16 protein-coding genes, 1 rRNA gene and 1 pseudogene are annotated in these 21,561 nt (G+C 68.2%); 8 read left to right on the forward strand and 10 right to left on the reverse strand.

The window, feature by feature from the left end; all coding sequences use genetic code 11:
* Positions 1-57: 57 nt before the first annotated feature.
* A 5S ribosomal RNA gene (gene rrf, locus A5624_RS08635) occupies positions 58-170 on the forward strand.
* Between the two features lie 46 nt (positions 171-216).
* Here rrf and A5624_RS08640 read toward each other — a convergent pair.
* Entirely contained in the window at positions 217-708 is a 492-nt protein-coding gene (locus A5624_RS08640; protein WP_066864600.1) for a methylated-DNA--[protein]-cysteine S-methyltransferase, read from the reverse strand.
* 97 nt (positions 709-805) lie between these two features.
* On the reverse strand, positions 806-2,293 hold the full coding sequence (locus A5624_RS08645; protein WP_066864604.1) for a DNA-3-methyladenine glycosylase 2 family protein: 1,488 nt from the start codon (positions 2,291-2,293) through the stop codon (positions 806-808).
* Between the two features lie 227 nt (positions 2,294-2,520).
* On the opposite strand from A5624_RS08645, the gene A5624_RS08650 reads away from it, so the two are divergent.
* Positions 2,521-3,594, forward strand: a complete 1,074-nt coding sequence (locus A5624_RS08650) for a GGDEF domain-containing protein (protein WP_066864607.1) — start codon at positions 2,521-2,523, stop codon at positions 3,592-3,594.
* Between the two features lie 25 nt (positions 3,595-3,619).
* Here A5624_RS08650 and A5624_RS08655 read toward each other — a convergent pair whose 3' ends face one another.
* Positions 3,620-4,519 carry a LysR family transcriptional regulator gene (locus A5624_RS08655; protein ID WP_066864610.1) on the reverse strand — a complete coding sequence of 300 codons (900 nt, stop codon included), beginning with the start codon at positions 4,517-4,519 and terminating at the stop codon, positions 3,620-3,622.
* Between the two features lie 89 nt (positions 4,520-4,608).
* Here A5624_RS08655 and A5624_RS08660 point away from each other — a divergent pair, with 89 nt between their 5' ends.
* Positions 4,609-5,838 (forward strand): MFS transporter, encoded by a 1,230-nt coding sequence (locus tag A5624_RS08660; protein WP_197499383.1) that lies wholly within the window; start codon positions 4,609-4,611, stop codon positions 5,836-5,838.
* Between the two features lie 17 nt (positions 5,839-5,855).
* On the opposite strand, the gene A5624_RS08665 is transcribed toward A5624_RS08660, so the two are convergent.
* Together A5624_RS08665 and A5624_RS08670 are read right to left on the reverse strand one after the other, a co-directional pair.
* The gene (locus A5624_RS08665) at positions 5,856-6,230 is read right to left on the reverse strand and encodes a hypothetical protein (protein WP_066864617.1); all 375 of its coding nucleotides are present in this window, start codon (positions 6,228-6,230) and stop codon (positions 5,856-5,858) included.
* Between the two features lie 59 nt (positions 6,231-6,289).
* Complete coding sequence (locus A5624_RS08670; RefSeq protein WP_066864623.1) at positions 6,290-7,924, reverse strand: adenylate/guanylate cyclase domain-containing protein; 1,635 nt, start codon at positions 7,922-7,924, stop codon at positions 6,290-6,292.
* A 45-nt stretch (positions 7,925-7,969) separates the two neighbouring features.
* Here A5624_RS08670 and nucS point away from each other — a divergent pair, with 45 nt between their 5' ends.
* Together nucS and A5624_RS27310 are read left to right on the forward strand one after the other, a co-directional pair.
* Positions 7,970-8,641 carry an endonuclease NucS gene (nucS, locus tag A5624_RS08675; RefSeq protein WP_066864626.1) on the forward strand — a complete coding sequence of 224 codons (672 nt, stop codon included), beginning with the start codon at positions 7,970-7,972 and terminating at the stop codon, positions 8,639-8,641.
* 23 nt (positions 8,642-8,664) lie between these two features.
* Positions 8,665-8,973: a hypothetical protein gene (locus tag A5624_RS27310; RefSeq protein WP_082975945.1), complete on the forward strand. Its 309-nt coding sequence runs from the start codon at positions 8,665-8,667 to the stop codon at positions 8,971-8,973.
* Between the two features lie 11 nt (positions 8,974-8,984).
* Here A5624_RS27310 and mce read toward each other — a convergent pair whose 3' ends face one another.
* Positions 8,985-9,452: a methylmalonyl-CoA epimerase gene (mce, locus tag A5624_RS08680; protein ID WP_082972021.1), complete on the reverse strand. Its 468-nt coding sequence runs from the start codon at positions 9,450-9,452 to the stop codon at positions 8,985-8,987.
* Between the two features lie 78 nt (positions 9,453-9,530).
* Here mce and A5624_RS08685 point away from each other — a divergent pair, with 78 nt between their 5' ends.
* Positions 9,531-10,724 (forward strand): acetyl-CoA C-acetyltransferase, encoded by a 1,194-nt coding sequence (locus A5624_RS08685; RefSeq protein ID WP_066864631.1) that lies wholly within the window; start codon positions 9,531-9,533, stop codon positions 10,722-10,724.
* A 180-nt stretch (positions 10,725-10,904) separates the two neighbouring features.
* The gene (locus A5624_RS08690; RefSeq protein ID WP_066864634.1) at positions 10,905-11,822 is read left to right on the forward strand and encodes a tetratricopeptide repeat protein; all 918 of its coding nucleotides are present in this window, start codon (positions 10,905-10,907) and stop codon (positions 11,820-11,822) included.
* Between the two features lie 3 nt (positions 11,823-11,825).
* Here the strand turns inward: A5624_RS08690 and glgB are convergent, their stop codons facing one another.
* A complete protein-coding gene (gene glgB, locus A5624_RS08695; RefSeq protein WP_066864637.1) occupies positions 11,826-14,021 on the reverse strand; it encodes a 1,4-alpha-glucan branching protein GlgB in 2,196 nt (731 codons plus the stop codon).
* A 1-nt stretch (position 14,022) separates the two neighbouring features.
* The gene (locus A5624_RS08700) at positions 14,023-16,137 is read right to left on the reverse strand and encodes an alpha-1,4-glucan--maltose-1-phosphate maltosyltransferase (RefSeq protein ID WP_232002225.1); all 2,115 of its coding nucleotides are present in this window, start codon (positions 16,135-16,137) and stop codon (positions 14,023-14,025) included.
* A gap of 227 nt (positions 16,138-16,364) precedes the next feature.
* On the opposite strand from A5624_RS08700, the gene glgP reads away from it, so the two are divergent.
* Positions 16,365-19,025, forward strand: a complete 2,661-nt coding sequence (gene glgP / locus A5624_RS08705; protein WP_066864640.1) for an alpha-glucan family phosphorylase — start codon at positions 16,365-16,367, stop codon at positions 19,023-19,025.
* Positions 19,026-19,036: 11 nt separating this feature from the next.
* On the opposite strand, the gene A5624_RS08710 is transcribed toward glgP, so the two are convergent.
* Positions 19,037-21,037: an ATP-dependent DNA helicase gene (locus A5624_RS08710; RefSeq protein WP_156748945.1), complete on the reverse strand. Its 2,001-nt coding sequence runs from the start codon at positions 21,035-21,037 to the stop codon at positions 19,037-19,039.
* Between the two features lie 11 nt (positions 21,038-21,048).
* A pseudogene (locus A5624_RS08715) lies at positions 21,049-21,561 on the reverse strand (hypothetical protein); the annotation flags it as partial.

Consider the following 21,561-nt stretch of genomic DNA (forward strand, 5'->3'; position numbering starts at 1 on the left):
TTCACGGCAGCAATGCCGCGAACACCGCACCCCCCACCAAACAAATTTAAATAGAGTTACGGCGGCCACAGCGACAGGGAAACGCCCGGTCCCATTCCGAACCCGGAAGCTAAGCCTGTCAGCGCCGATGATACTGCCCATACGGGTGGAAAAGTAGGACACCGCCGAACATACACAAAAACACCCCCGGCAACGGGGGTGTTTTTGCATGCGCAATTAGTCGAAAAGTGTCAAAGTCACCCGTTGCTTTTCTAATTCGAGCAATGTGCGCTTTCGGCCGAGCCCGCCGCCGAAGCCCGTGAGGCTTCCATTGGCACCGATGACGCGATGGCAGGGAACGACGATGGCGATCGGGTTGTGGCCGTTGGCCAACCCGACGGCGCGGGCGGCGCCCGGCGCTCCGATCTGCTCGGCGATTTCGCCGTACGAGCGCGTTTCGCCGTAAGGAATGGTCAGCAGCGCCCGCCATACTCGGCGCTGAAATTCGGTGCCGCGCAGGTCGAGCTCGACATCAAAATTCGTCAGCTCGCCGGCGAAATACGCGGCGAGTTGTTCGACAGCCTCACCGAACGCCCGGGGGTTCGGTGACCAGCCGGCGCGGCTCGGTTCATAGGTCTGGTCGACCATTCGCAGATTGGTCAGCACGGAGCCGCGACCGGCCAGGGTCAGCAGCCCGATCGGGCTGTCGATGGTGCGGTACTCGATCATGTGCGCACTCCTCTCCCCGCAAGCGGGAGGTGCCCCCGCATCGCTTCGTCCCCCGCAAGCGGGAGGTCTCCCCCCGCTGCCTCGTCGCCGGCGCGGATCATGCGACCTCCTGTGGCGGCCAATGGTTTACCGGATGCTCGAGAGTGGTCCAAAGGTATTGGGTGGCATAGGAACGCCACGGTCGCCACCGCGCGGCGCGTGCGGCGAGGGACCGTTCGTCGGACGGCAGGCCCAGCTGTTCGGCGGCCAGGCGCACGCCCAGATCGCTGGCGGGAAACGCGTCGGGATCGCCGAGGCCGCGCATCGCGATGACCTCCGCGGTCCACGGGCCCACCCCGGGCAGGGCGAGCAGTTGCGTTCGGGCCCTTTCCCAGTCGCACCCGGGGCTCAGCACCACACTGCCGTCGGCGAGGCCGGCGACCAAAGCGCTCAGGGTTCGTTGCCGGGCCCTGGGCACCGCCAGATGAACCGGATCGATCTCGGCCAACTGCTCGACGGACGGGAAGGTGTGGGTCAGCGATCCCTCCCGATCGTCGATCGGCTGCCCATAGGCAGCGACCAGGCGGCCCGCATGGGTGCTCGCCGCCTTGGTGGACACCTGCTGGCCCAGCACCGCACGCACCGCGAGCTCGGCCTCGTCGACCGTGCGCGGAATTCGCTGTCCGGGCGCCTTGGCTACGACGGCGGCGAACTCGTCGTCCGCGCCGAGCGCATCGTCCACGGCTTGCGGGTCGGCATCGAGGTCCAGCAGACGCCGGCAGCGCGCGATGGCCGTCGTCAGATCGCGAAAGTCGTCGAGCACGAGCACGCAACGGACGTGATCGAGGGCGGGCGTCAGGGCGACGATCGCGTTGCCGAACGGCAGGCGCAGGCTGCGCCGATAGGCGCCATCGCGGATCTCCTCACAACCGGGAACCGTGCCCGCCGCCAGATGACCGAAGACACCGGCGTACGCGAAGGGCGTGCGCACCGGGAGCCGGAGGCTCACCGTGCCAGGCGAATTCGGGGCCGACGCGGCGCGTGTCACCGCGCGCCGCCGCAGCGCGCTCGGTGTGTTCTCGAACACCGAGCGCACGGTGTCGTTGAACTGACGGATGCTGGAAAAGCCCGCGGCGAATGCGACGTCGCCGAACGGCAGATCCGTCGTCTCGATCAGCACGCGCGCGGTTTGCGCCCGTTGCGCGCGGGCCAGGGCTAGCGGGCCGGCCCCCACCTCGGCCTGCAGGAGGCGCTCCAGCTGCCGGGTGGTGTAACCGAGTTCGGCGGCCAGGCCGGTGACTCCCGCACGGTCCACCGCGCCGTCGGCGATCAGCCGCATCGTTCGCGCCACGATGTCATCCCGCACGTTCCATTCCGGAGACCCCGGGGAGGCGTCGGGGCGGCACCGCTTGCACGCGCGGAAGCCGGCGCGCTGCGCGGCCGCCGCGGTCGGATAAAACCGCACGTTCCGGGCGAACGGTGGCCGCACCGGGCAGCTGGGCCGGCAATAGATCCGGGTGGTCAGCACCGCGGTGACGAACCAGCCGTCGAACCGGGCGTCCTTCGACTGGACGGCGCGGTAGCAGCGTTCGAAATCGTCGTGCACGGTTCCACACTTACACCCAGCCCCCGACAAAACTGGCGGAAAAGCGACATCGTCGTGGGATGCACCCGCGCGACCTATTCAACCTGGTGGGCGGCGCACCATCCGATGCGCCTTTCTCGTCCATTCGAGCTATTTCCAGCGCGCGATGGTATTAACTGTGACGCAACTCGCTGGCTCCTTTGCTATCGCCCGAACCGGGGTGAGCGAGTTCGGGGAAAGGCGAACCGATGACGCGGCTAGCGACGTGGTGGGCGCAAGACGACCACTTCGATTGGCTGACAGGTTATTTGCAGGCCCACGGGCTCAGCACGAGCACCCGCAGGGTTCTCGCCGTGGTGGCGTCCTCGTTGGTATTGGTGCCCGTCAACGTGCTGTACGGGCCCGTCCCGTTGTATCCGCGTGTGGCGCTGGCGGTTTCGGTCGTCGCCGCCGTCTTGGGGCTGGGCATGGCGGCGTTGTGGTTGAGCGGGTGGCCCACCCGACGACAGTCCATCTTCTACATCCTGACCGGCGCCATATCCATTGGTGGCGGTTGTCTGTGGCAGCCTCAGCCACTCGTCGGGCTGATGTCGTGCTCGGCGTTATCGGTCACCGGCGGCTACATCGCGTTCTTCCACACGGTCCGGCTCATGGCGCTAAATTTCGTTCTGGCCAGCGCGATCGGGGCCTGGCAGGCGGTGCGGCTGGCCGCCAGCGGACAGACCCTGCTGGCCTTCACCGGTTACTTTCTGGTCCTGGAACTCAACGTGGTCGTGCCGCTAGCCATCCAGGTCGTGGTGCGCGCGCTGTGGATGGACCTCTTGCGCGCCAACCGTGACCCGCTGACCGGTCTGCTGAACCGGAGAGCCTGCGACCGGGCCATTGTCGGCCGAATGCTGGCCGGCGCCCATCACATGTTTCTGGCGGTCGCCATGGTCGATCTCGACCGCTTCAAAGAGCTCAACGACAGTCGCGGACACGCCGCCGGCGACGAGGCGCTGATCGCTGTGGCGGGCACCTTGACCACCGCGTGCGGCGAGACCGCTGTGGTCGGGCGAGTCGGCGGGGAGGAATTCCTGGTCGCCGACATCGTGACGACAGAACAGCTGCCGGACTGGGGTCGGCAGCTCTGCGACGCCGTGGCCGGGGTGGACGTGTCGGTGACCGCCAGCGTCGGAATCGCCACGCTGGCGCTGAGCAACGTGGTCTCGGACTACGCCGAGCACGCGTTTCACCAGTTGGTCGCCCATGCCGACACCGCGATGTACGAGGCCAAGCGGTGTGGCGGTAATCAGACCCGTCACCACCAGATCGCGGTCTGAGCGGTACCCGCGGGGCGCGTTGCGTTCAGCTGATCGGATCCTTCGGCGAGTGGTGTTCTACCGCCGCGGCGGCCGCGATGAAGTCGCGTGCCGAGCGAGACAGCGGTCGATCGGAATTCCAGATCATGCCGACATCGCGATAGGCGTCGGCGTCGGCCAGCCGCAGCACCCGCACCCCCGGCGCGTACTCGCTGCCGTCGATGGGCACCAGACTGACGCCCAGTCCCGCGGCGACTAGGCCGGCGACCGTCGTGAGGGTCGGGGCCTCCAATCCGATGCGGGGCCGAAACTGCGCTGCCGCACAGAGCTCGTCGAGCAGTCCCCGCATGCCGAATCCGCGGTGCATCGTCACGAAGCGCTCGTCGGCCAGATCGATCATGGACACCGCCGCACCGTGCGAAAAGCGGTGGTCCTGGGGCACGGCGATGCCCAGCCGTTGACGAAACAGGCTGCGCCAGGCCAGCGTTCGTTTGCGCGGCCGTGGCGATACCACGCCGATGTCGACGACTCCGGACCGCACGCGATCGCCGATCGACTCGGCGGGCCCTTCCTCCAGCGCGAACGTCACCCGCGGTGACGATTCCCCGAACTTCGCGATCAACCTCGGAACCACCGTCGATCCGAACGAGCTCAGAAAGGCCAACCGGATCTCGCTGACGGCCGGGTTTGTCAGGTCATCGATCTCGCGCCGGGCCGAGTCGAGCTCGAGCTGGGCCCGCCGCGCGTGCTCATAGAAGATCCGGCCGTACGTGTTGAGGGCAAGGCGCCTGCCGTGCCGGTCGAACAGCGGCGTCCCCACCTGCTGTTCCAGGCGCGCCAGCATCCGGGTCAGCGTCGGCTGGGCGACATGGAGCTGCTGTGCCGCCGCCGTGACGTGCTGCAATTCGGCGAGTGTGATGAACCACTCGTAGTCGCCGTCCGACATGCAACCACCTCTGCTTATGTGTTTCACGCATCATAAGCACCGAAATAATTCATTTCCTTTTCAGCTGCACGGCCCGAAGCATTGTTGGCATGCCTCACGTCGTCGCGCATCGGGCCGGATCCAGGGGATATCGGCGCATGACGATCGCGCTGTACGGTGCCGGCCTGTCCAGTTTCGCCGCCATGTACTGCACGCAGGCGCTGCTCCCGGCATTGTCGGCGTCCTACCGGATCACGCCGGCGACCGCGGCGTTGACGGTTTCGCTGACGACGGGCATGTTGGCGCTGTCGATCATTCCGGCGAGCGTGCTGTCCGAGCGCTACGGACGCATCACCGTGATGCTGACGTCGGGCATAGCGTCCAGCGTTATCGGGCTGTTGCTGCCGCTGAGTCCCACCCTCGGCGTGCTACTGGCCGGCCGCGCGCTGCATGGCGTCGCGCTGGCCGGTATACCGGCGGTCGCCATGGCATTCCTGGCCGAGGAGGTGCACGCCTCGTCGCTCGGTTCGGCGATGGGCCGCTACGTCGCGGGCACCACGGTGGGAGGGCTGGTCGGGCGGATCGTGCCGTCCCTGGTCGTCGACGTCAGCAATTGGCGGGTCGCGCTGTTGGTGTGCTCGGTGATGACGCTTGCCGGCACGGTCGTGTTCGCCCTGTTGGTGCCCCGGTCGCAGTTCTTCAGCCCGAAGGCGGCGAGCGTGCGCGACACTGTGCGCAACCTTGCCGCACATGTGCGAAACCCCGTGCTGCTGAAGCTGTTTGCCTTGGGTTCGGTGGTGATGGGGGCGTTCGTCACGGTGTACAACTACCTCGGATACCGGCTGACGGACCGGCCCTTCGGATTGGCATCCTCGGTGGTCGGGCTGTTGTTCGTGCTGTACCTGGTGGGCACCTGGACGTCGGTGGTGGCCGGGCGGCTCGCGGACCGCAGGGGCCGCCGGCTCGTGCTCGGCTCGGCATTGCCGATCACCGTGGCCGGCCTGCTGCTCACCGTCCCGCACGCGCTGGCCGTCATCGTCATCGGTGTCGGCGTGTTCACCGGCGGCTTCTTCGCCGCGCACACCGTCGCCAGCGGCTGGGTGGGTGCGGTGGCGCAGCGCGACCGCGCGGAGGCCTCGGCGCTGTACCTGTTCAGCTACTACCTGGGCGGATCGGTGGCCGGCGCCTTGGGCGGCGTCGTGTACGGCAGCGGCGGCTGGCCGGCGACCGTGTTGTTCGTGGGCGGGCTGCTGGCGGCCGGTACCTTGCTCGTCGCAATGTTAGTGCGGCAGACGGCAACTCGGCCCGATGCGCGCCTGGCCGTCGCCGTCGCCCGATGAACCGCTAGGCCTGCGCCTCAGCCGGGAGGCGTTCCGACGCACACGCCACCGGCGCAGGCACCCGCACCGCCCGGTCCCGCCGACGCCCCGGCACCCGGGACGCCCGCGCTGGCCCCGCCGGGTCCGGCGCCGGCCCCCGAACCGCCCGGTCCGGCGGTGGTCGCACCGCCCGGCCCGACGCCCGGTCCACCGCCGCCCGGTCCGCCGGTCCCCGGCGCCGTCGGAGCGGTTGTCGTGACGCTCGCCGGCGTCGTGACGGTGGTGGTGACGGTCGACGTGCCGGGGTTCTTGTTGTCCTTGCCCGAGCTGCAACCCGCGGTCAACGAACTCAAGGCGATCGCCGCGGCGATTCCCGCGGCGACCGAAACACGGGTGACTCCACTACCGGTCATGCGCAAACCAATCTCTGAGGGGTCAGTTCTTGTGTCCCTCTACCCATTTCGGTCTGATATCAACCGTGTCCGGCCGACGGGTCGTCCACCGCGACGGGCACCGCCAGTCGGGTGGGACGCTCATGGCCGCGCAGGGTCACGCTGTCGCCCAGAGACCAACGCGCCCGCTCGGTTTCGCTGGCGCGCTCGATCGCGTCGGCCGTCGCGAGCAGCCGGCTCGCGTGCGCCTTGGCCAGCTCGCACAGCCGGGCCGCCTCGTTGACCGGCTCACCGATCACGGTGTATTCGAAGCGCTCCCTGGCACCGACGTTTCCGGCCACGGCTTGGCCGGCCGCCACGCCGATGCCCGCCGACAGCTCAGACATTTCGTTGGCCAGCCGTTCGGAGATGCTGCGCCCGGCGGCAAGGGCCGCGTCTTCCGGTGAATCAAGGCGGTTGGGAGCCCCGAAGATCGCCAGCGTCGCATCGCCCTCGAACTTGTTGACCAGCCCGCAATAACGGTCCACCTCTTCGACGACGATCCCGAAAAATTGGTTGAGCACGGCCACCACCTCGGCCGGCGGGCGGCTGGTCACCAACTGGGTGGAGCCGATGATGTCGATGAATACGACTGCGACATGGCGTTCTTCGCCGCCCAGCTTCGGCTTCTCGCGTTCGGCGGCCAGGGCCACTTCGCGCCCCACGTGGCGGCCGAAGAGGTCGCGAACGCGTTCGCGCTCGCGCAGTCCGTTGACCATCGCGTTGAAGCCGCGCTGCAGCTCGCCGAGTTCGGTGCCGTCGAATACCACCAATTCGCCGCGCAGATCACCCTTTTCGACGCGCTGAAGCGCGGCCCGCACCACGCGCACCGGTGTCGCGGTCAGCCACGCCAGGATCCACATCAGGATGCAGCCGAAGATCAGCGCCGCCGACGACACGATCAGGACACCGACTGCGAACTGGGTCTGGGTGAGATTGTTCAGCCAGATCTCGAACAGCGTCAAGAGCGCGATGCCGATGACCGGAACACCTGAACCGAGGAACCACACCGTCATGGTCCGGCCCATGATCCCGGCCGCCAGCCGACGGGGCGGCGGACCGGCCTCGAGCGCCTGAGCCGCCACCGGACGCAACGCGAACTCGGCGAGCAGATAACTGCCGGTGGCCACCAGCACACCGCAGAAACTCACCCCGACCAGGAAGCGGGGGATGAACATCGTGTTGACCAGGCCGTAGAGGACCGAATACAGCACCGCCCCGGTTCCCCACAGGACGAGGTCGACCAACGCGATCCGCCACGGGGCGATGAACGTGTTGCGTTCGTCCTCGGGCGTCGGCGCGCGCTCCTCGATGGCCCACCGCAACGCCAGCACGGTCCTGCGGGTGATCCAAAACGTGCCCAGCGTCAGCGCCAGCAGGATGTAGGCCGGTGACACCCCGAACGTGAGCCACGCCGGTGCGTCGTCGAAGATGCTCGGTACCGGGATGGCGACTGTGACCAAGATCAGCCCCGCGACGATCCCGACCAGGTTCGCCCCCAGCACCAGGACGGTCATGATGATCTGGATGCGTACCCGGCGACGGCCCTGGCTTTCCGACACCCGCCCCAGCAGCAGGGAGCCGTACGCGGGCGTGGCCGGCAGACGGCCGCTCTGACGGGTGACCCGCTCGAGCACCCGGCCTATTCGCTGCGCCACGGACTGGTTGGCCGACATGGTGGCGTCAGCCTAATTTGTCGGCGACGCTCTAAGGTGAGTCGGGTGCGTCTAGTGATCGCTCAATGCACCGTGGACTATGTCGGCCGGCTCACCGCGCATCTGCCCTCCGCACGCAGGTTGTTGTTGTTCAAGGCCGACGGATCGGTCAGCGTGCACGCCGACGACCGCGCCTACAAGCCGCTGAACTGGATGAGCCCGCCGTGCTGGCTGACCGAGGAGCCCGGTGATCAATCGCCGGTGTGGGTGGTCGAGAACAAGGCGGGCGAGCAACTGCGCATCACCGTCGAGGAGATCGAACACGACTCCAGCCACGAACTCGGCGTCGACCCCGGCCTGGTCAAGGACGGCGTCGAAGCGCACCTGCAGGCGCTGCTCGCCGAGCACGTGCAACTGCTCGGCGAGGGATACACGCTGGTTCGCCGCGAGTACATGACGGCCATCGGTCCGGTCGATCTGCTGTGCCGCGACGAACACGGGGGCTCGGTGGCGGTGGAGATCAAGCGGCGCGGCGAGATCGACGGCGTCGAACAACTCACCCGGTACCTGGAATTGCTCAACCGCGACACCGTGCTCGCGCCGGTCCGGGGAGTGTTCGCCGCCCAGCAGATCAAACCGCAGGCCCGCACGCTCGCCACCGATCGCGGTATCCGTTGTCTGACATTGGATTACGACAAGATGCGCGGCATGGACAGTGACGAGTACCGGCTCTTCTGACGGTTCGCCACTACACTGACCGGATGGCTCGGCGCCGCCCCCCGCCACGTCGGCAGCGGCCGTTGGCGCCGCCCCCGGCCCTGCGGCGGGTGGAGGTCGGCCCGGACGGCCACGAGTACGAGGTTCGGCCCGTACCGGCGGCCCGGGCGGCCAAGACCTATCGGTGTCCCGGCTGCGACCACGAAATACGTTCCGGCTCAGCGCATCTGGTGGTATGGCCCACCGATTCGACGCTCGCAGGCGGCCCCGGACAGGTGGAGGACCGCCGGCATTGGCACACGCCGTGCTGGACGCACCGCGCTACCCGCGGTCCGACCAGGAAGTGGTCGTGAGGGTCGGCGTCTCAGGCGGCCGGCTCGACGAGCTCGATCAGGACTCCGCCACCGTCCTTGGGGTGGATGAAGTTGATCCGCGAGTTTGCCGTGCCGCGCCGGGGCGCGTCGTAGATCAGCCGCACACCCTGCTCGCGCAGCTGGGCGACCAAGGCGTCGAGGTCGCTGACCCGAACGGCCATCTGCTGGATGCCCGGCCCGCGCTTGTCGAGGAACTTGGCGATCGTCGAGGACTCGTCGATCGGGGCCATCAACTGGATCTGTGCGGTGCCCGCCGGAGCGCCGCGCACAGCCAGCATGGCTTCGCGGATTCCCTGCTCCTCGTTGACTTCCTCGTGCACCAGGATCATCCCGAGGGTGTCGTGGTACCAGTCGATGGCGGCGTCCAGGTCGGCGACTGCGATGCCGACGTGATCGATCGCCGTCACCAATGAGGTGGCCAGGATCTGACGGGCGTCAACTTGATCGGTCGTCATCACATAACGGTAACCTGGCGGCAAAGATTGCGCTTCCCCGGGAGGCCGAACCGGCCGTCGGCGCAGAATTAGGAGAGTGTCATGACGACGTCGGTGATCGTTGCTGGAGCACGGACACCCATCGGCAAGCTGATGGGTTCGCTGAAGGACTTTTCGGCCAGCGATCTGGGGGCGATCGCGATCGCCGGGGCGCTGGAAAAGGCGTTCCCAAATGTTCAAGAGCCGGGTTCGCTGGTCGACTACGTGATCATGGGCCAGGTGTTGACGGCCGGGGCCGGCCAGATGCCGGCACGCCAGGCGGCCGTGGCGGCCGGGATCGGCTGGGACGTTCCGGCGTTGACCATCAACAAGATGTGTCTGTCCGGCATCGACTCCATCGCGCTGGCTGACCAGCTCATTCGCGCCGGGGAGTTCGACGTCGTGGTGGCCGGCGGCCAAGAGTCCATGACCAAGGCGCCGCACCTGCTGATGGACAGCCGCTCGGGCTACAAGTACGGCGATGTGACGGTGCTGGACCACATGGCCTACGACGGCCTGCACGACGTGTTCACCGACCAGCCGATGGGCGCGCTCACCGAGCAGCGCAACGACGTCGACCAGTTCACCCGGCAGGAGCAGGACGAGTTCGCTGCCCGGTCGCACCAGAAGGCCGCCGCGGCATGGAAGGACGGCGTCTTCACCGACGAAGTGGTGCCGGTCAACATCCCGCAGCGCAAAGGCGATCCGCTGCAGTTCACCGAGGACGAGGGGATCCGCGCCAACACCACCGCCGAGTCGCTGGCCGGCCTCAAGCCGGCCTTCCGCCGTGACGGCACCATCACCGCCGGATCGGCCTCCCAGATCTCCGATGGCGCCGCCGCGGTGGTGGTGATGAGCAAGGCCAAGGCACAGGAGCTGGGGCTGAGCTGGCTGGCAGAGATCGGTGCGCACGGCGTGGTGGCCGGGCCGGATTCCACGCTGCAGTCGCAGCCGGCCAACGCGATCAGGAAGGCGATCGCCCGTGAGGGCATCTCCGTCGACCAGCTCGACGTCATCGAGATCAACGAGGCGTTCTCCGCGGTGGCGCTGGCCTCGACCCGCGAACTGGGCGTGAATCCCGACCTGGTCAACGTCAACGGCGGCGCGATCGCCGTCGGGCATCCGATCGGGATGTCGGGAGCGCGGATCACTCTGCACGCCGCCCTGGAATTGTCGCGACGCGGCTCCGGATACGCCGTCGCGGCGCTGTGTGGGGCCGGCGGACAGGGCGACGCGCTGATTCTGCGCGCGGGTTAGCCGCCCGATCGGACGTTTGCCGACGTTGCTGGCGCGGCGCGCCGGTGGCCGATTGTGATCTTCGTCATATTTGCCGATCACGGGGCTTTTCGGTGGGCGTTTTCGGCCCGCTGCGTCGCCGTCTGAGCGGCTCCGCCACCGGGTGGATGGGTAGCCCGTCCGCATGACAAACTTGACGGCGTGACTCGTCCGCGACCTCCTATCGGCCCCGCCCTGGCTGGTGCGGTCGATCTCTCCGGTCTCAAGCAACGGGCCCAGCCCGCGGCCGGCCCAGCCGCAGGGGCCACACAGTCAGCCGCCGACGGTGACCCCGGCATCATCGCGGTCACCGAGGCCAATTTCGAGGCCGAAGTCTTGCTGCGGTCCGAGGAAGTGCCCGTCGTGGTGTTGTTGTGGTCGCCGCGCAGCGATGCGTGTGTCCAGCTGCTCGACACGTTCGCCGGGCTGGCCGCCCAGGACAATGGCAAGTGGTCGTTGACCACGGTCAACGTCGACGTCGCGCCCCGGGTGGCGCAGATATTCGGTGTCGATGCCGTCCCGACCGTGGTGGCATTGGCCGCCGGGCAGCCGATCTCGAGTTTTCAGGGGATGCAGCCGACCGAGCAGTTGCGCGGCTGGCTGGATCAGATTCTCTCGGCGACCGCCGGAAAGCTTAGGGGCCCAAGCGGTTCCGCGGAGGCCGAGGCGGTCGACCCGGAGCTGGCCGCGGCCCGCCAGCAGCTGGAAGACGGCGACTTCGAGGCGGCTAAGACGTCGTATCAGTCGATCCTGGACGCCAATCCGGCCAACGCCGAAGCCAAGGGCGCGATCCGGCAGATCGAATTCCTCACGCGCGCAACCGCGCAACGCCCGGACGCCGTTGCCGTGGCCGACGCCGCGCCCGGTGACATCGAAGCCGCCCTCGCGGCGGCCGACGTGCAAATCCTCAACCAGGAGGTCGGACCCGCCTTCGATCGCCTGATTGCTTTGGTGCGCAGCACATCCGGCGACGACCGCACCCGAGTGCGCACCAGGTTGGTCGAGCTTTTCGAGCTCTTCGACCCGACTGACCCCGAGGTCGTCGCCGGGCGGCGCAACCTCGCCAACGCGCTGTACTGAGGTTTACTCGGGGGCCAGCCACAGCGCCGACGTGGGCGGCAGCACCAGCAGTGCCGAGGCCGGCCGGCCGTGCCAGGGGTCTTCCGTGGCGTCCACCCCGCCCATGTTTCCGATCCCCGTTCCGTTGTAGGCCGTCGCGTCGGTGTTGAGCACCTCGCGCCACCGGCCGGCCGAGGGCAGGCCCAATCGGTATCCGCCGTGCTCGGCGCCCGCGAAGTTGAACACGCAAGCCATCACCGAGCCGTCCTTGCCGTACCGCAGGAAGCTCAGCACGTTGTTGCCCGAGTCGTTGGCGTCGATCCAGGAGTAGCCGTCTGGCACGGTGTCCTGGCTCCACAGCGCCGGGTGAGTGCGGTAGATGTCGTTGAGGTCGCGGACCAGGCGCAGCACCCCGTTGGAGAACCCCTGCTCGTCGAGCTGCCACCAATCCAGGCCGCGCTCCTCGGACCACTCGGCGCGCTGCCCGAATTCCTGTCCCATGAACAACAATTGCTTGCCCGGGTGCGCCCACTGGTAGGCGAGCAAGCTGCGCAGCCCGGCCGCCTTGACGTGGTTGTTGCCCGGCATGCGGCCCCACAGCGTGCCCTTGCCGTGTACCACCTCGTCATGGCTGATCGGCAGCACGTAATTCTCGCTGAACGCATAGAGCATCGAGAACGTCATCTCGTGGTGGTGGTAGCTGCGGTAGATGGGATCGCGGCTGATGTAGTCGAGCGTGTCGTGCATCCAGCCCATGTTCCACTTCATCGAAAAGCCCAGGCCGCCAAGGTTTGTCGGCCGCGTCACGCCGGGCCACGAGGTGGACTCCTCGGCGATGGTGACGATGCCCGGGGCGGTCTTGTGCACCGTGGCGTTCATCTCCTGCAGGAACTGCACCGCCTCCAAGTTCTCCCGGCCGCCGTAGATGTTCGGGGTCCAGCCCCCTTCGGGGCGGGAGTAGTCCAGGTAGAGCATCGAGGCGACCGCGTCCACCCGCAGGCCGTCGATGTGGAACTCCTCGAGCCAGAACAGCGCGTTGGCCACCAGGAAGTTACGCACCTCGCGACGGCCGAAGTCGAATACGTAGGTGCCCCAGTCGAGTTGCTCGCCCCGCTTGGGGTCGGAGTGCTCGTAGAGCGGCGTGCCGTCGAAGCGGCCCAGCGCCCAGGCGTCCTTGGGAAAGTGCGCCGGCACCCAGTCCACCAGTACGCCGATGCCGGCCTGGTGTAAGGCGTCGACCAGGGCCCGGAATTCGTCGGGGGTGCCGAACCGCGATGTCGGCGCGTAGTACGACGTCACCTGGTAGCCCCACGATCCGGCGAAGGGATGCTCGGCGACCGGCAGCAGCTCGACGTGGGTGAACCCGTGTTCCACAACGTAATCCGTCAGCTCGCGGGCCAACTGGCGGTAGTTCAGTCCGGGGCGCCAGGAACCCAGGTGCACCTCGTAGGTGCTCATCGGTTCGAACACCGGGTTGCGCCGCGCGCGCTCGGCCATCCAGTCGGCGTCTTCCCACGTGTAGCTGCTGCGCGTCACCCGGGATGCGGTGTGCGGCGGCACCTCGGTGGCGAACGCCATCGGGTCGGCGCGCTCGGTCACGACGTCGTCGGCCCCGTGCACCCGGAACTTGTACAGCCCCTCGACGGGAAAGCCGGGCCAGAACAGTTCCCAGACCCCCGATGAGCCCAACACCCGCATCGGGGCTTCGCTACCGGTCCAGCCGTTGAACTCACCGATCAGATTGACGCCCTTGGCATTCGGCGCCCATACCGCGAACGACACCCCGTTGACCACGCCGTCGGCCGTGGTGAACGAGCGCGGATGCGCGCCCAGTACTTCCCAGAGCCGCTCGTGGCGTCCCTCCCCGAACAGGTGGAGGTCGACCTCGCCCAGGGTCGGCAAGAAGCGGTAGGCGTCGGCGATGACGTACGGCTCCGCCCCCTCATAGGTGATCTGCAACCGATAGTCGATCAGGTTGACGAACGGCAGCGCGACCGCGAAAAGCCCGGATTCGATGTGCTGCATCGGGAACCGATCGTCGCCGACGAGTGCGACGACTTCGGTCGCGTGCGGCCGGTACGCCCGAATGACGGTGTGGTCGGCGTACTCGTGCGCCCCGAGAATGCTGTGCGGGTTGTAATGCGTGCCCCCGATCAGGCGCGAGAGGTCGGCAGGGTCGGGTGCCAGGAGCGCCCCGGCGAGTTGGTCGGTTTTGCTCATGTCACAATCCCTCCGGTCCGTTTGGTGGCCTGCGCAGCAGGATCCCCCGCGCGTCGTGCGGTATGAGCGGCATGTTGATGATGTGCGCAACCGCCTGCCCGGGATCGATGCGAACGTAATTGGCTTGGCCCCACTGGAATTCCTGGCCGGTGATCTCGTCGCGCACCCAAAAACGCTCGTAGGGCTCCATACCCAGAGCCTCCATATCTAAAAACAGCGTCGCCTCCTCGGCGCCGAACGCGTTGAGCGTCACCACCACCAGGACGCAGTCGCCGGTCACCGGATCGAACTTGGAATAGGCGAGCAGCGCATCGTTGTCGACGTCATGGAAATGAATCGTGCGCAGTTGCTCCAGCGCGGGGTGCAGTCGGCGAATCGCGTTGAGCTGCGTGATGAATGGCTCCAGCGATCGCCCCTCGGCCAGCGCGGCGGCGAAATCGCGGGGCCGCAACTCGTACTTCTCGGAGTCCAGGTACTCCTCGCTGCCCTCCCGCACCGCGCGATGTTCGAACAGTTCGTAGCCGGAGTACACCCCCCACGCCGGACCCATGGTCGCCGCCAGCACCGCTCGGATCGCGAACATGCCGGGTCCGTTGTGCTGCAGGATGGCGTGCAGGATGTCCGGGGTGTTGACAAACAGGTTGGGGCGCCGGAAGTCTGCCGCGGCGGCGATGGCCTCGCCAAACTCAGTGAGCTCCTGCTTTGCCGTGCGCCAGGTGAAATAGCTGTAGGACTGGGTAAACCCGAGCTTGGCCAGGCCGTACTGGCGGGCCGGGGGCGTGAAGGCCTCCGACAGGAACAGCACGTCGGGGTCGATGCCCTTGACCGTGGCGATCAGCCAGGCCCAGAAGTCTGGCGGCTTGGTGTGCGGGTTGTCGACGCGGAAGAACTTGACGCCGTGGTCCATCCAGTGCCGGACCACGCGCAACACCTCGTCGTAGAGGCCGGCGGGGTCGTTGTCGAAGTTGATCGGATAGATGTCCTGGTATTTCTTCGGCGGGTTCTCCGCGTAAGCGATTGTGCCGTCCGGCAATTCGGTGAACCAGTTGCGGTGATCGCGCGCCCACGGATGATCCGGTGCGCACTGCAGCGCCAGGTCCAGCGCGACCTCCATGCCTAACTCGCGGGTGGCGGCGACGAAGGCGTCGAAGTCCTCTATGGTCCCCAAATCCGGGTGCACGGCGTCATGTCCGCCCTCGTCGCTGCCGATCGCCCAGGGGGAGCCCACGTCTCCGGGCGCCGCGGTCGGGGAGTTGTTGCGCCCCTTGCGATGTACCTTGCCGATCGGGTGGATCGGCGGCAGGTAGACGACGTCGAAGCCCATCGCCGCGATGCGGGGAAGCTGGGCGGCCGCCGTGGCGAACGTGCCGTGCACGGGGTTGCCGTCGGCGTCCCACCCACCGGTCGAGCGGGGAAACATCTCATACCAGGAGCCGAACCGGGCCAGCGGCCGGTCCACCCAGACGCCGTACTGCTCGCCGCGGGTGACCAGATCGCGCAGCGGGTAGTCGGCCAGGATTTCCTCGATCTCGGGCCCCAGCGCCAGCGCGGTGCGGGTGACCGGGTCGCCCGGCTCGCGCAGCGCGGCGGCGGCGGCCAGCAGCGGCTCGCGCAGTGCCCGCGGCACGCCCGTCGCCGCGCGCTCAAAGAGCCCCGCACCGACCAGAAGGTCGTTGGACAACTCGGTCTCACCCTGACCGGCGTCCAGCTTGGCGACCAGCCCGTGCCGCCACGAGTGGATCGGGTCGCCCCACCCGTCGACCCGGAAGGTCCACAGCCCGACCTGATCGGGGGTGAACTGACCGTGGAACACGTAGGGTTCCGGACCCATCGTCATCGGCAGCAGTAGCGGTTTGATCCGTTGCTGGTCGACCTTGCCGTCGCGCTGGGTCGCCGGCTTGGTCGGGGCCGCAGCGGCCTTGATCCGGCGGGTCTCGCTCACCTGCGGGTAGCCGGGGCCGAGGTAGCGCACGACCAAGGTCGCCGCGACTGCCTCGTGGCCTTCTCGCCATACCGCGGCGCTGACCGGGACGACCTCGCCGACCACGGCTTTCGCGGGATACGCGCCACAGGAAACGACCGGTTGGACGTTATCGATCTCGACACGACCGGGCACCAGCACTCCGTTCCGATTGTTTGCGGCCATGCCCGCGATGTGCTCCGTGCGGAATGCCGCTCGTCGGGAAACTTCCTGTCGTGAGGAAAATTTCTGGGCAGGGAAGCATCGTTGCGACCCCGATTACTACCCGATACCCACCCTAGTCTCCGGTCACACACCGCCGGGGAAATGCGGTGCGTCCGGTCGCCGTGCACGGGCCGGGAACCTCAGTAAGGTAGGGACGCGTGAAAGCCCTCCGCCGGTTTACCGTCCGTGCTCACCTTCCGGAGCGTCTGACCGCGCTGGACCAACTGTCGACCAACCTGCGATGGTCGTGGGACAAGCCCACTCAGGAGCTTTTCGCGACCATCGACTCTGACCTGTGGGAGCGGTGCGGCAGCGATCCGGTGGCGTTGCTGGGCGCGGTCAAACCGGCGCGGCTCGATGAGTTGGCGCTCGATGAAGCCTTCCTGCGCCGGCTCGACGAGCTGACCGCCGATCTCAACGACTATCTGAGCCGCCCGCTGTGGTACCAGCAGCGGCAGGAGCAGGGCGCCGAGATGCCGGCCGCCATCGCGTACTTCTCGATGGAATTCGGCATCGCCGAGGTGCTGCCCAACTACTCCGGTGGCTTGGGAATCCTGGCCGGCGACCACCTGAAGTCCGCATCCGATCTGGGCGTGCCGCTGGTGGCGGTGGGCCTCTACTACCGGTCCGGGTATTTCCGGCAGTCCTTGACCGCCGACGGCTGGCAGAACGAGACCTACCCGTCGTTGGATCCGCAGGGCCTGCCGTTGCGGTTGCTGACCGACGCGACCGGCGAGCCGGCGCTGGTCGAGCTGATGCTGCCGGACTCCGCGCAGCTGCACGCGCGGATCTGGGTCGCCCAGGTGGGCCGGGTTCCGCTGCTGCTACTCGATTCCGATGTCCCCGAGAACGAGCACGACCTGCGCGGCGTCACCGACCGCCTGTACGGGGGCGACCAGGAACACCGGATGCGCCAGGAGATCCTCGCCGGCATCGGTGGGGTACGGGCGATCCGCGCCTTCACCGGCATTCACGGCCTGCCCGCGCCGGAGGTGTTCCACATGAACGAGGGCCACGCGGGTTTCCTGGGAGCCGAACGCATTCGTGAACTGATGACCGGCTCGGGATTGGACTTCGACACCGCGCTGACGGTGGTGCGCTCCAGCACGGTGTTCACCACCCACACCCCGGTGCCCGCCGGCATCGACAGGTTTCCCATCGAGATGGTGCGGCTGTACTTCGACGACCACGCGGGCGACGGCGCGAAATCCGGTGACAAGGCCGCGAGATCGGATGCGACCGGTGCGCCCGCGTTGCTGCCGGGGGTGCCGACCGCTCGCATCCTGGCGCTCGGCGCCGAGGACGACCCCACCAAATTCAACATGGCCCACATGGGTTTGCGGCTGGCCCAGCGCGCCAACGGCGTCTCGTCGTTGCACGGCCGGGTGAGCCGGTCCATGTTCAACGAGCTGTGGCCCGGCTTCGACGCCAGCGAGGTGCCGATCGGCTCGATCACCAACGGAGTTCATGCACGCACCTGGGCGGCGCCGCAGTGGCTGCAGCTGGGTCGCGAGCTGGCCGGGTCGGATTCGTTCAGCGATCCGGGGGTTTGGCTGCGGCTCAAGCAAGTCGACGCGGGGCACCTGTGGTGGATCCGCTCGCAGCTGAGGTCCCTGCTGGTCGACGACGTCCGGCAGCGGCTGCGTCGCTCCTGGCTGGAACGGGGTGCCTCGGACGCCGAATTGGGTTGGATCGCAACCGCATTCGATCCGGAGGTGTTGACCATCGGCTTCGCGCGACGGGTGCCGACCTACAAGCGGCTGACGCTGATGCTGCGCGATCCGGCTCGGCTGGAACAGCTGCTGCTCGACTCCGAACGACCGATCCAGCTGATCGTGGCCGGTAAATCCCACCCCGCCGACGACGGCGGAAAGGCGTTGATCCAGCAGGTGGTGCGCTTCGCCGACCGGCCCGAGGTGCGCCACCGCATCGCCTTCCTGCCCGACTACGACATGTCGATGGCGCGGCTGTTGTACTGGGGCTGCGACGTGTGGCTGAACAATCCGCTGCGGCCGCTGGAGGCTTGCGGCACTTCGGGAATGAAGAGCGCGCTCAACGGCGGGCTGAACCTGTCCATCCGCGACGGCTGGTGGGACGAGTGGTACGACGGCGAAAACGGTTGGGAGATACCGTCCGCCGACGGCGTGACCGACGAGGCGCGGCGCGACGACCTGGAGTCCAGCGGGCTCTACACGCTGCTGGAAGAAACCGTCGCACCGAAGTTCTACGAACGCGACGAACACGGTGTGCCGCCCCGCTGGATCGAAATGGTGCGTCACACGGTGCAAACGCTCGGTCCCAAGGTGTTGGCGTCGCGCATGGTGCGCGACTACGTCGAGCAGTACTACACGCCCGCGGCGCAGTCGTTGCGCAAGACGATCGCGCCAGTCGAGGGCGCCGAGGATGCGGCGAGCGGCGGCGAGTTCGGCGCGGCCCGTGAGCTGGCCGCATACCGCACGCGCGCCGAGGAGGCCTGGCCCAAGATCGTCATCACCGACGTCGACAGCACCGGACTGCCGGACAGCCCGGTGCTCGGCTCCAAGCTGACCCTGACCGCCACCGTCCAGCTGGCCGGGCTCGCGCCTGACGAGGTCACCGTCCAGGCGGTGGTCGGCCGCGTCGACGCCAGCGACGCACTGCTGGAGCCCGTCACCGTCGAGATGTCCTACGCCGGCACCGCCGAGGGCGGCAACCAGGTGTTCTCGACGACAACGCCGCTGCCGCTGGCGGGATCGGTCGGCTACACCGTGCGGGTGCTGCCCCGCCATCCGATGCTGGCGGCCAGCAACGAGCTCGGACTGGTCACCCTGGCCCGCTAGCCGGAAGCGGGTCAGGCCGACAGGCCCTGCTCGGCCGCGGGCGCGGTGCGCAGCCGCTGCAGCGCCTGGCGCACCTGCTCGCCGTTGGTGGTCTGCCAGAACGGCGGAAGCGACGCCCGCAGGTAGCCGCCGTAGCCGGCGGTGACCATGCGCGAGTCGAGCACCGCGACCACTCCCCGGTCGGTGACGCGGCGCAGCAGCCGCCCCGACCCCTGCGCCAGCAGCAGCGCCGCATGACTGGCCGCGACGGCCATGAAGCCGTTGCCGCCGCGCGCCGCGACCGCGCGCTGCCGCGCGCCCAGCAGGGGGTCGTCGGGCCGGGGAAACGGGATGCGGTCGATCAGCACCAGCGACAGCGACGGCCCGGGCACGTCGACGCCCTGCCACAGCGACAGCGTGCCGAACAGCGAGGTCTGGGGGTCGGCGCTGAACTGCTCGACGAGCGCCGAGGTGCTGTCGTCGCCCTGACACAGCACCGGCGTCGACAGCCGGCCGCGCATGGCCTCGGCGGCGGCACGGGCCGCCCGCATCGACGAGAACAGCCCCAGGGTGCGCCCGTCGGCGGCGGTGATGAGTTCGGCGATTTCGCTCAGCTGCTCGGCCGATCCCGCGCCGTCGCGTCCCGGTGGCGGAAGGTGCGCGGCCACATACAGGATTCCGGCTTTGGCGTGCTGGAACGGCGAACCCACATCCAGGCCGCGCCACCTCGCGTCGTCGTCCGCACCGGTCAGCCCCCACGCCGTGGCCATGGCGTCGAACGAGCCGCCGATGGTCAGCGTGGCCGACGTGAGCACGACCGTCGAACGCGAGAACACCCGGGACCGCAGCAGCCCCGCGACCGACAGCGGGGCCACCCGCAGCACCGGGCGCGCCGCGCCCCTGACCTCCTCGTGCTCCAGCCACACCACGTCGGTGCGGTCGGGGATGGCCGGGCCGAAGGATGTGAGCACGCGCGACGCGGTGTCCGATATCTCGCTCAGCGCCGCAACGGCTTCGGCGCGCGCCGACGCCGCCTTCGGGTCGTTGGTGCGCTCGATCGCCGAGCGCGCCGCCGTCGTCACGTCGCGCAGTGCCGTCAAGTAGGTCGCCAACTCCTCGTCGAGGCGATCGATGCGGCCCGGCGTGCCGTCGTGGATGACCGAGGCGAAGTTGGCCGTCGCCGCCTCCAGGCGCTGGATCAGTTCCGGCTCCACCAGGCGGGCGATCCGCCGGGCGGTCACCCCGAGGGCGGCCGACGTCAGCTCCGCGGTGGCCACCGACGTCACCCGGTCGACCAATTCGTGCGCCTCGTCGACGACCAGCAGCGCGTGCTCGGGCAGGACCGCCGATTCGGCCACCGCGTCGATGGCCAGCAGCGCGTGGTTGGTGACGACGATATCGGCCTGACCAGCACGACCGCGCGCGCGTTCGGAGAAGCACTCGGTACCGAAAGGGCAGCGCGCCACGCCGAGGCATTCCCGCGCGGACACGCTGACCTGCGACCAGGATCGGTCCGGCACGCCGGGCTTGAGGTCGTCGCGGTCACCGGATTCGGTGCTCGACGCCCACTCGGTGAGCCGTTGCACGTCGCGGCCCAGGGCGCTGACGGCCATCGGGTTGAACAGTTCCTCCTGCGGCCGGTCGTCGGCATCCTCGCCGTCGGCGGCCGCGCCGTTGTGAATCTTGTTCAGGCACAGATAGTTTCGCCGCCCCTTGAGCAACGCGAACTGTGGGCGGCGCGGCAGCGCATCGGCCAGCGCGTCGACCAGCCGGGGTAGATCGCGGTCGACGAGCTGGCGCTGCAGAGCGATCGTGGCCGTGGACACGACGACGGGGGAGTCGTCCTCGAGGGCGTGCACGAGCGCGGGCACCAGATATGCGAGCGACTTGCCGGTACCGGTGCCGGCCTGCACCACCAGGTGCTCCTCGGTGGCGAAGGCCCGCGCCACCGCAGCGGCCATCTCCTGTTGGCCGCTGCGTTCACTGCCGCCGAGCGCGGCCACGGCGGTGGCCAGCAGCTCGGACACGGACACGTCGGACGTGGCTACCCTCTTCGCTGGTCGGGAATCTGCGTCGTGGTGACCGCGGGATCGCCGTGCGACAAATTCAATCCCTCCCACGGCAGACTGCGCAGCCCGGAAGTTACCAGCTCGCGCGCCGCCGCGAGGTTCGGTTTGGACACCAGCTCGCCACCGCGCACCAGCGGGACGGTCAGCACCCGGGCCGGTTCGGAGACGGCGGGCTGCTGTCCGGCCGGATACACCACCTCCTCGATGATGGTGCCGGAGTCGCGGGACAGCCGCAGCGCCTCCTTGTGTCCGCCGTGAGATTCCTTGTGGCTGCTGCGCTTTTGCACCGGCATGCCGTCCACCTCGACGAGTTTGTAGACCATGTTCGCGGTCGGGGCGCCCGAGCCGGTCACCAGCGACGTGCCCACGCCGTAACTGTCCACCGGTTCGGCGGCCAGGGCCGCAATGGAGAACTCGTCGAGGTGGACGGCATGCCGGTGCAAAAGCGCAGCAGCCACAAGGAATCTCACGGCGGACACAAGGAGGCG

It is taken from the genome of Mycobacterium sp. 1482292.6 (assembly GCF_001672995.1).
GTDB lineage: Bacteria > Actinomycetota > Actinomycetes > Mycobacteriales > Mycobacteriaceae > Mycobacterium > Mycobacterium europaeum_A.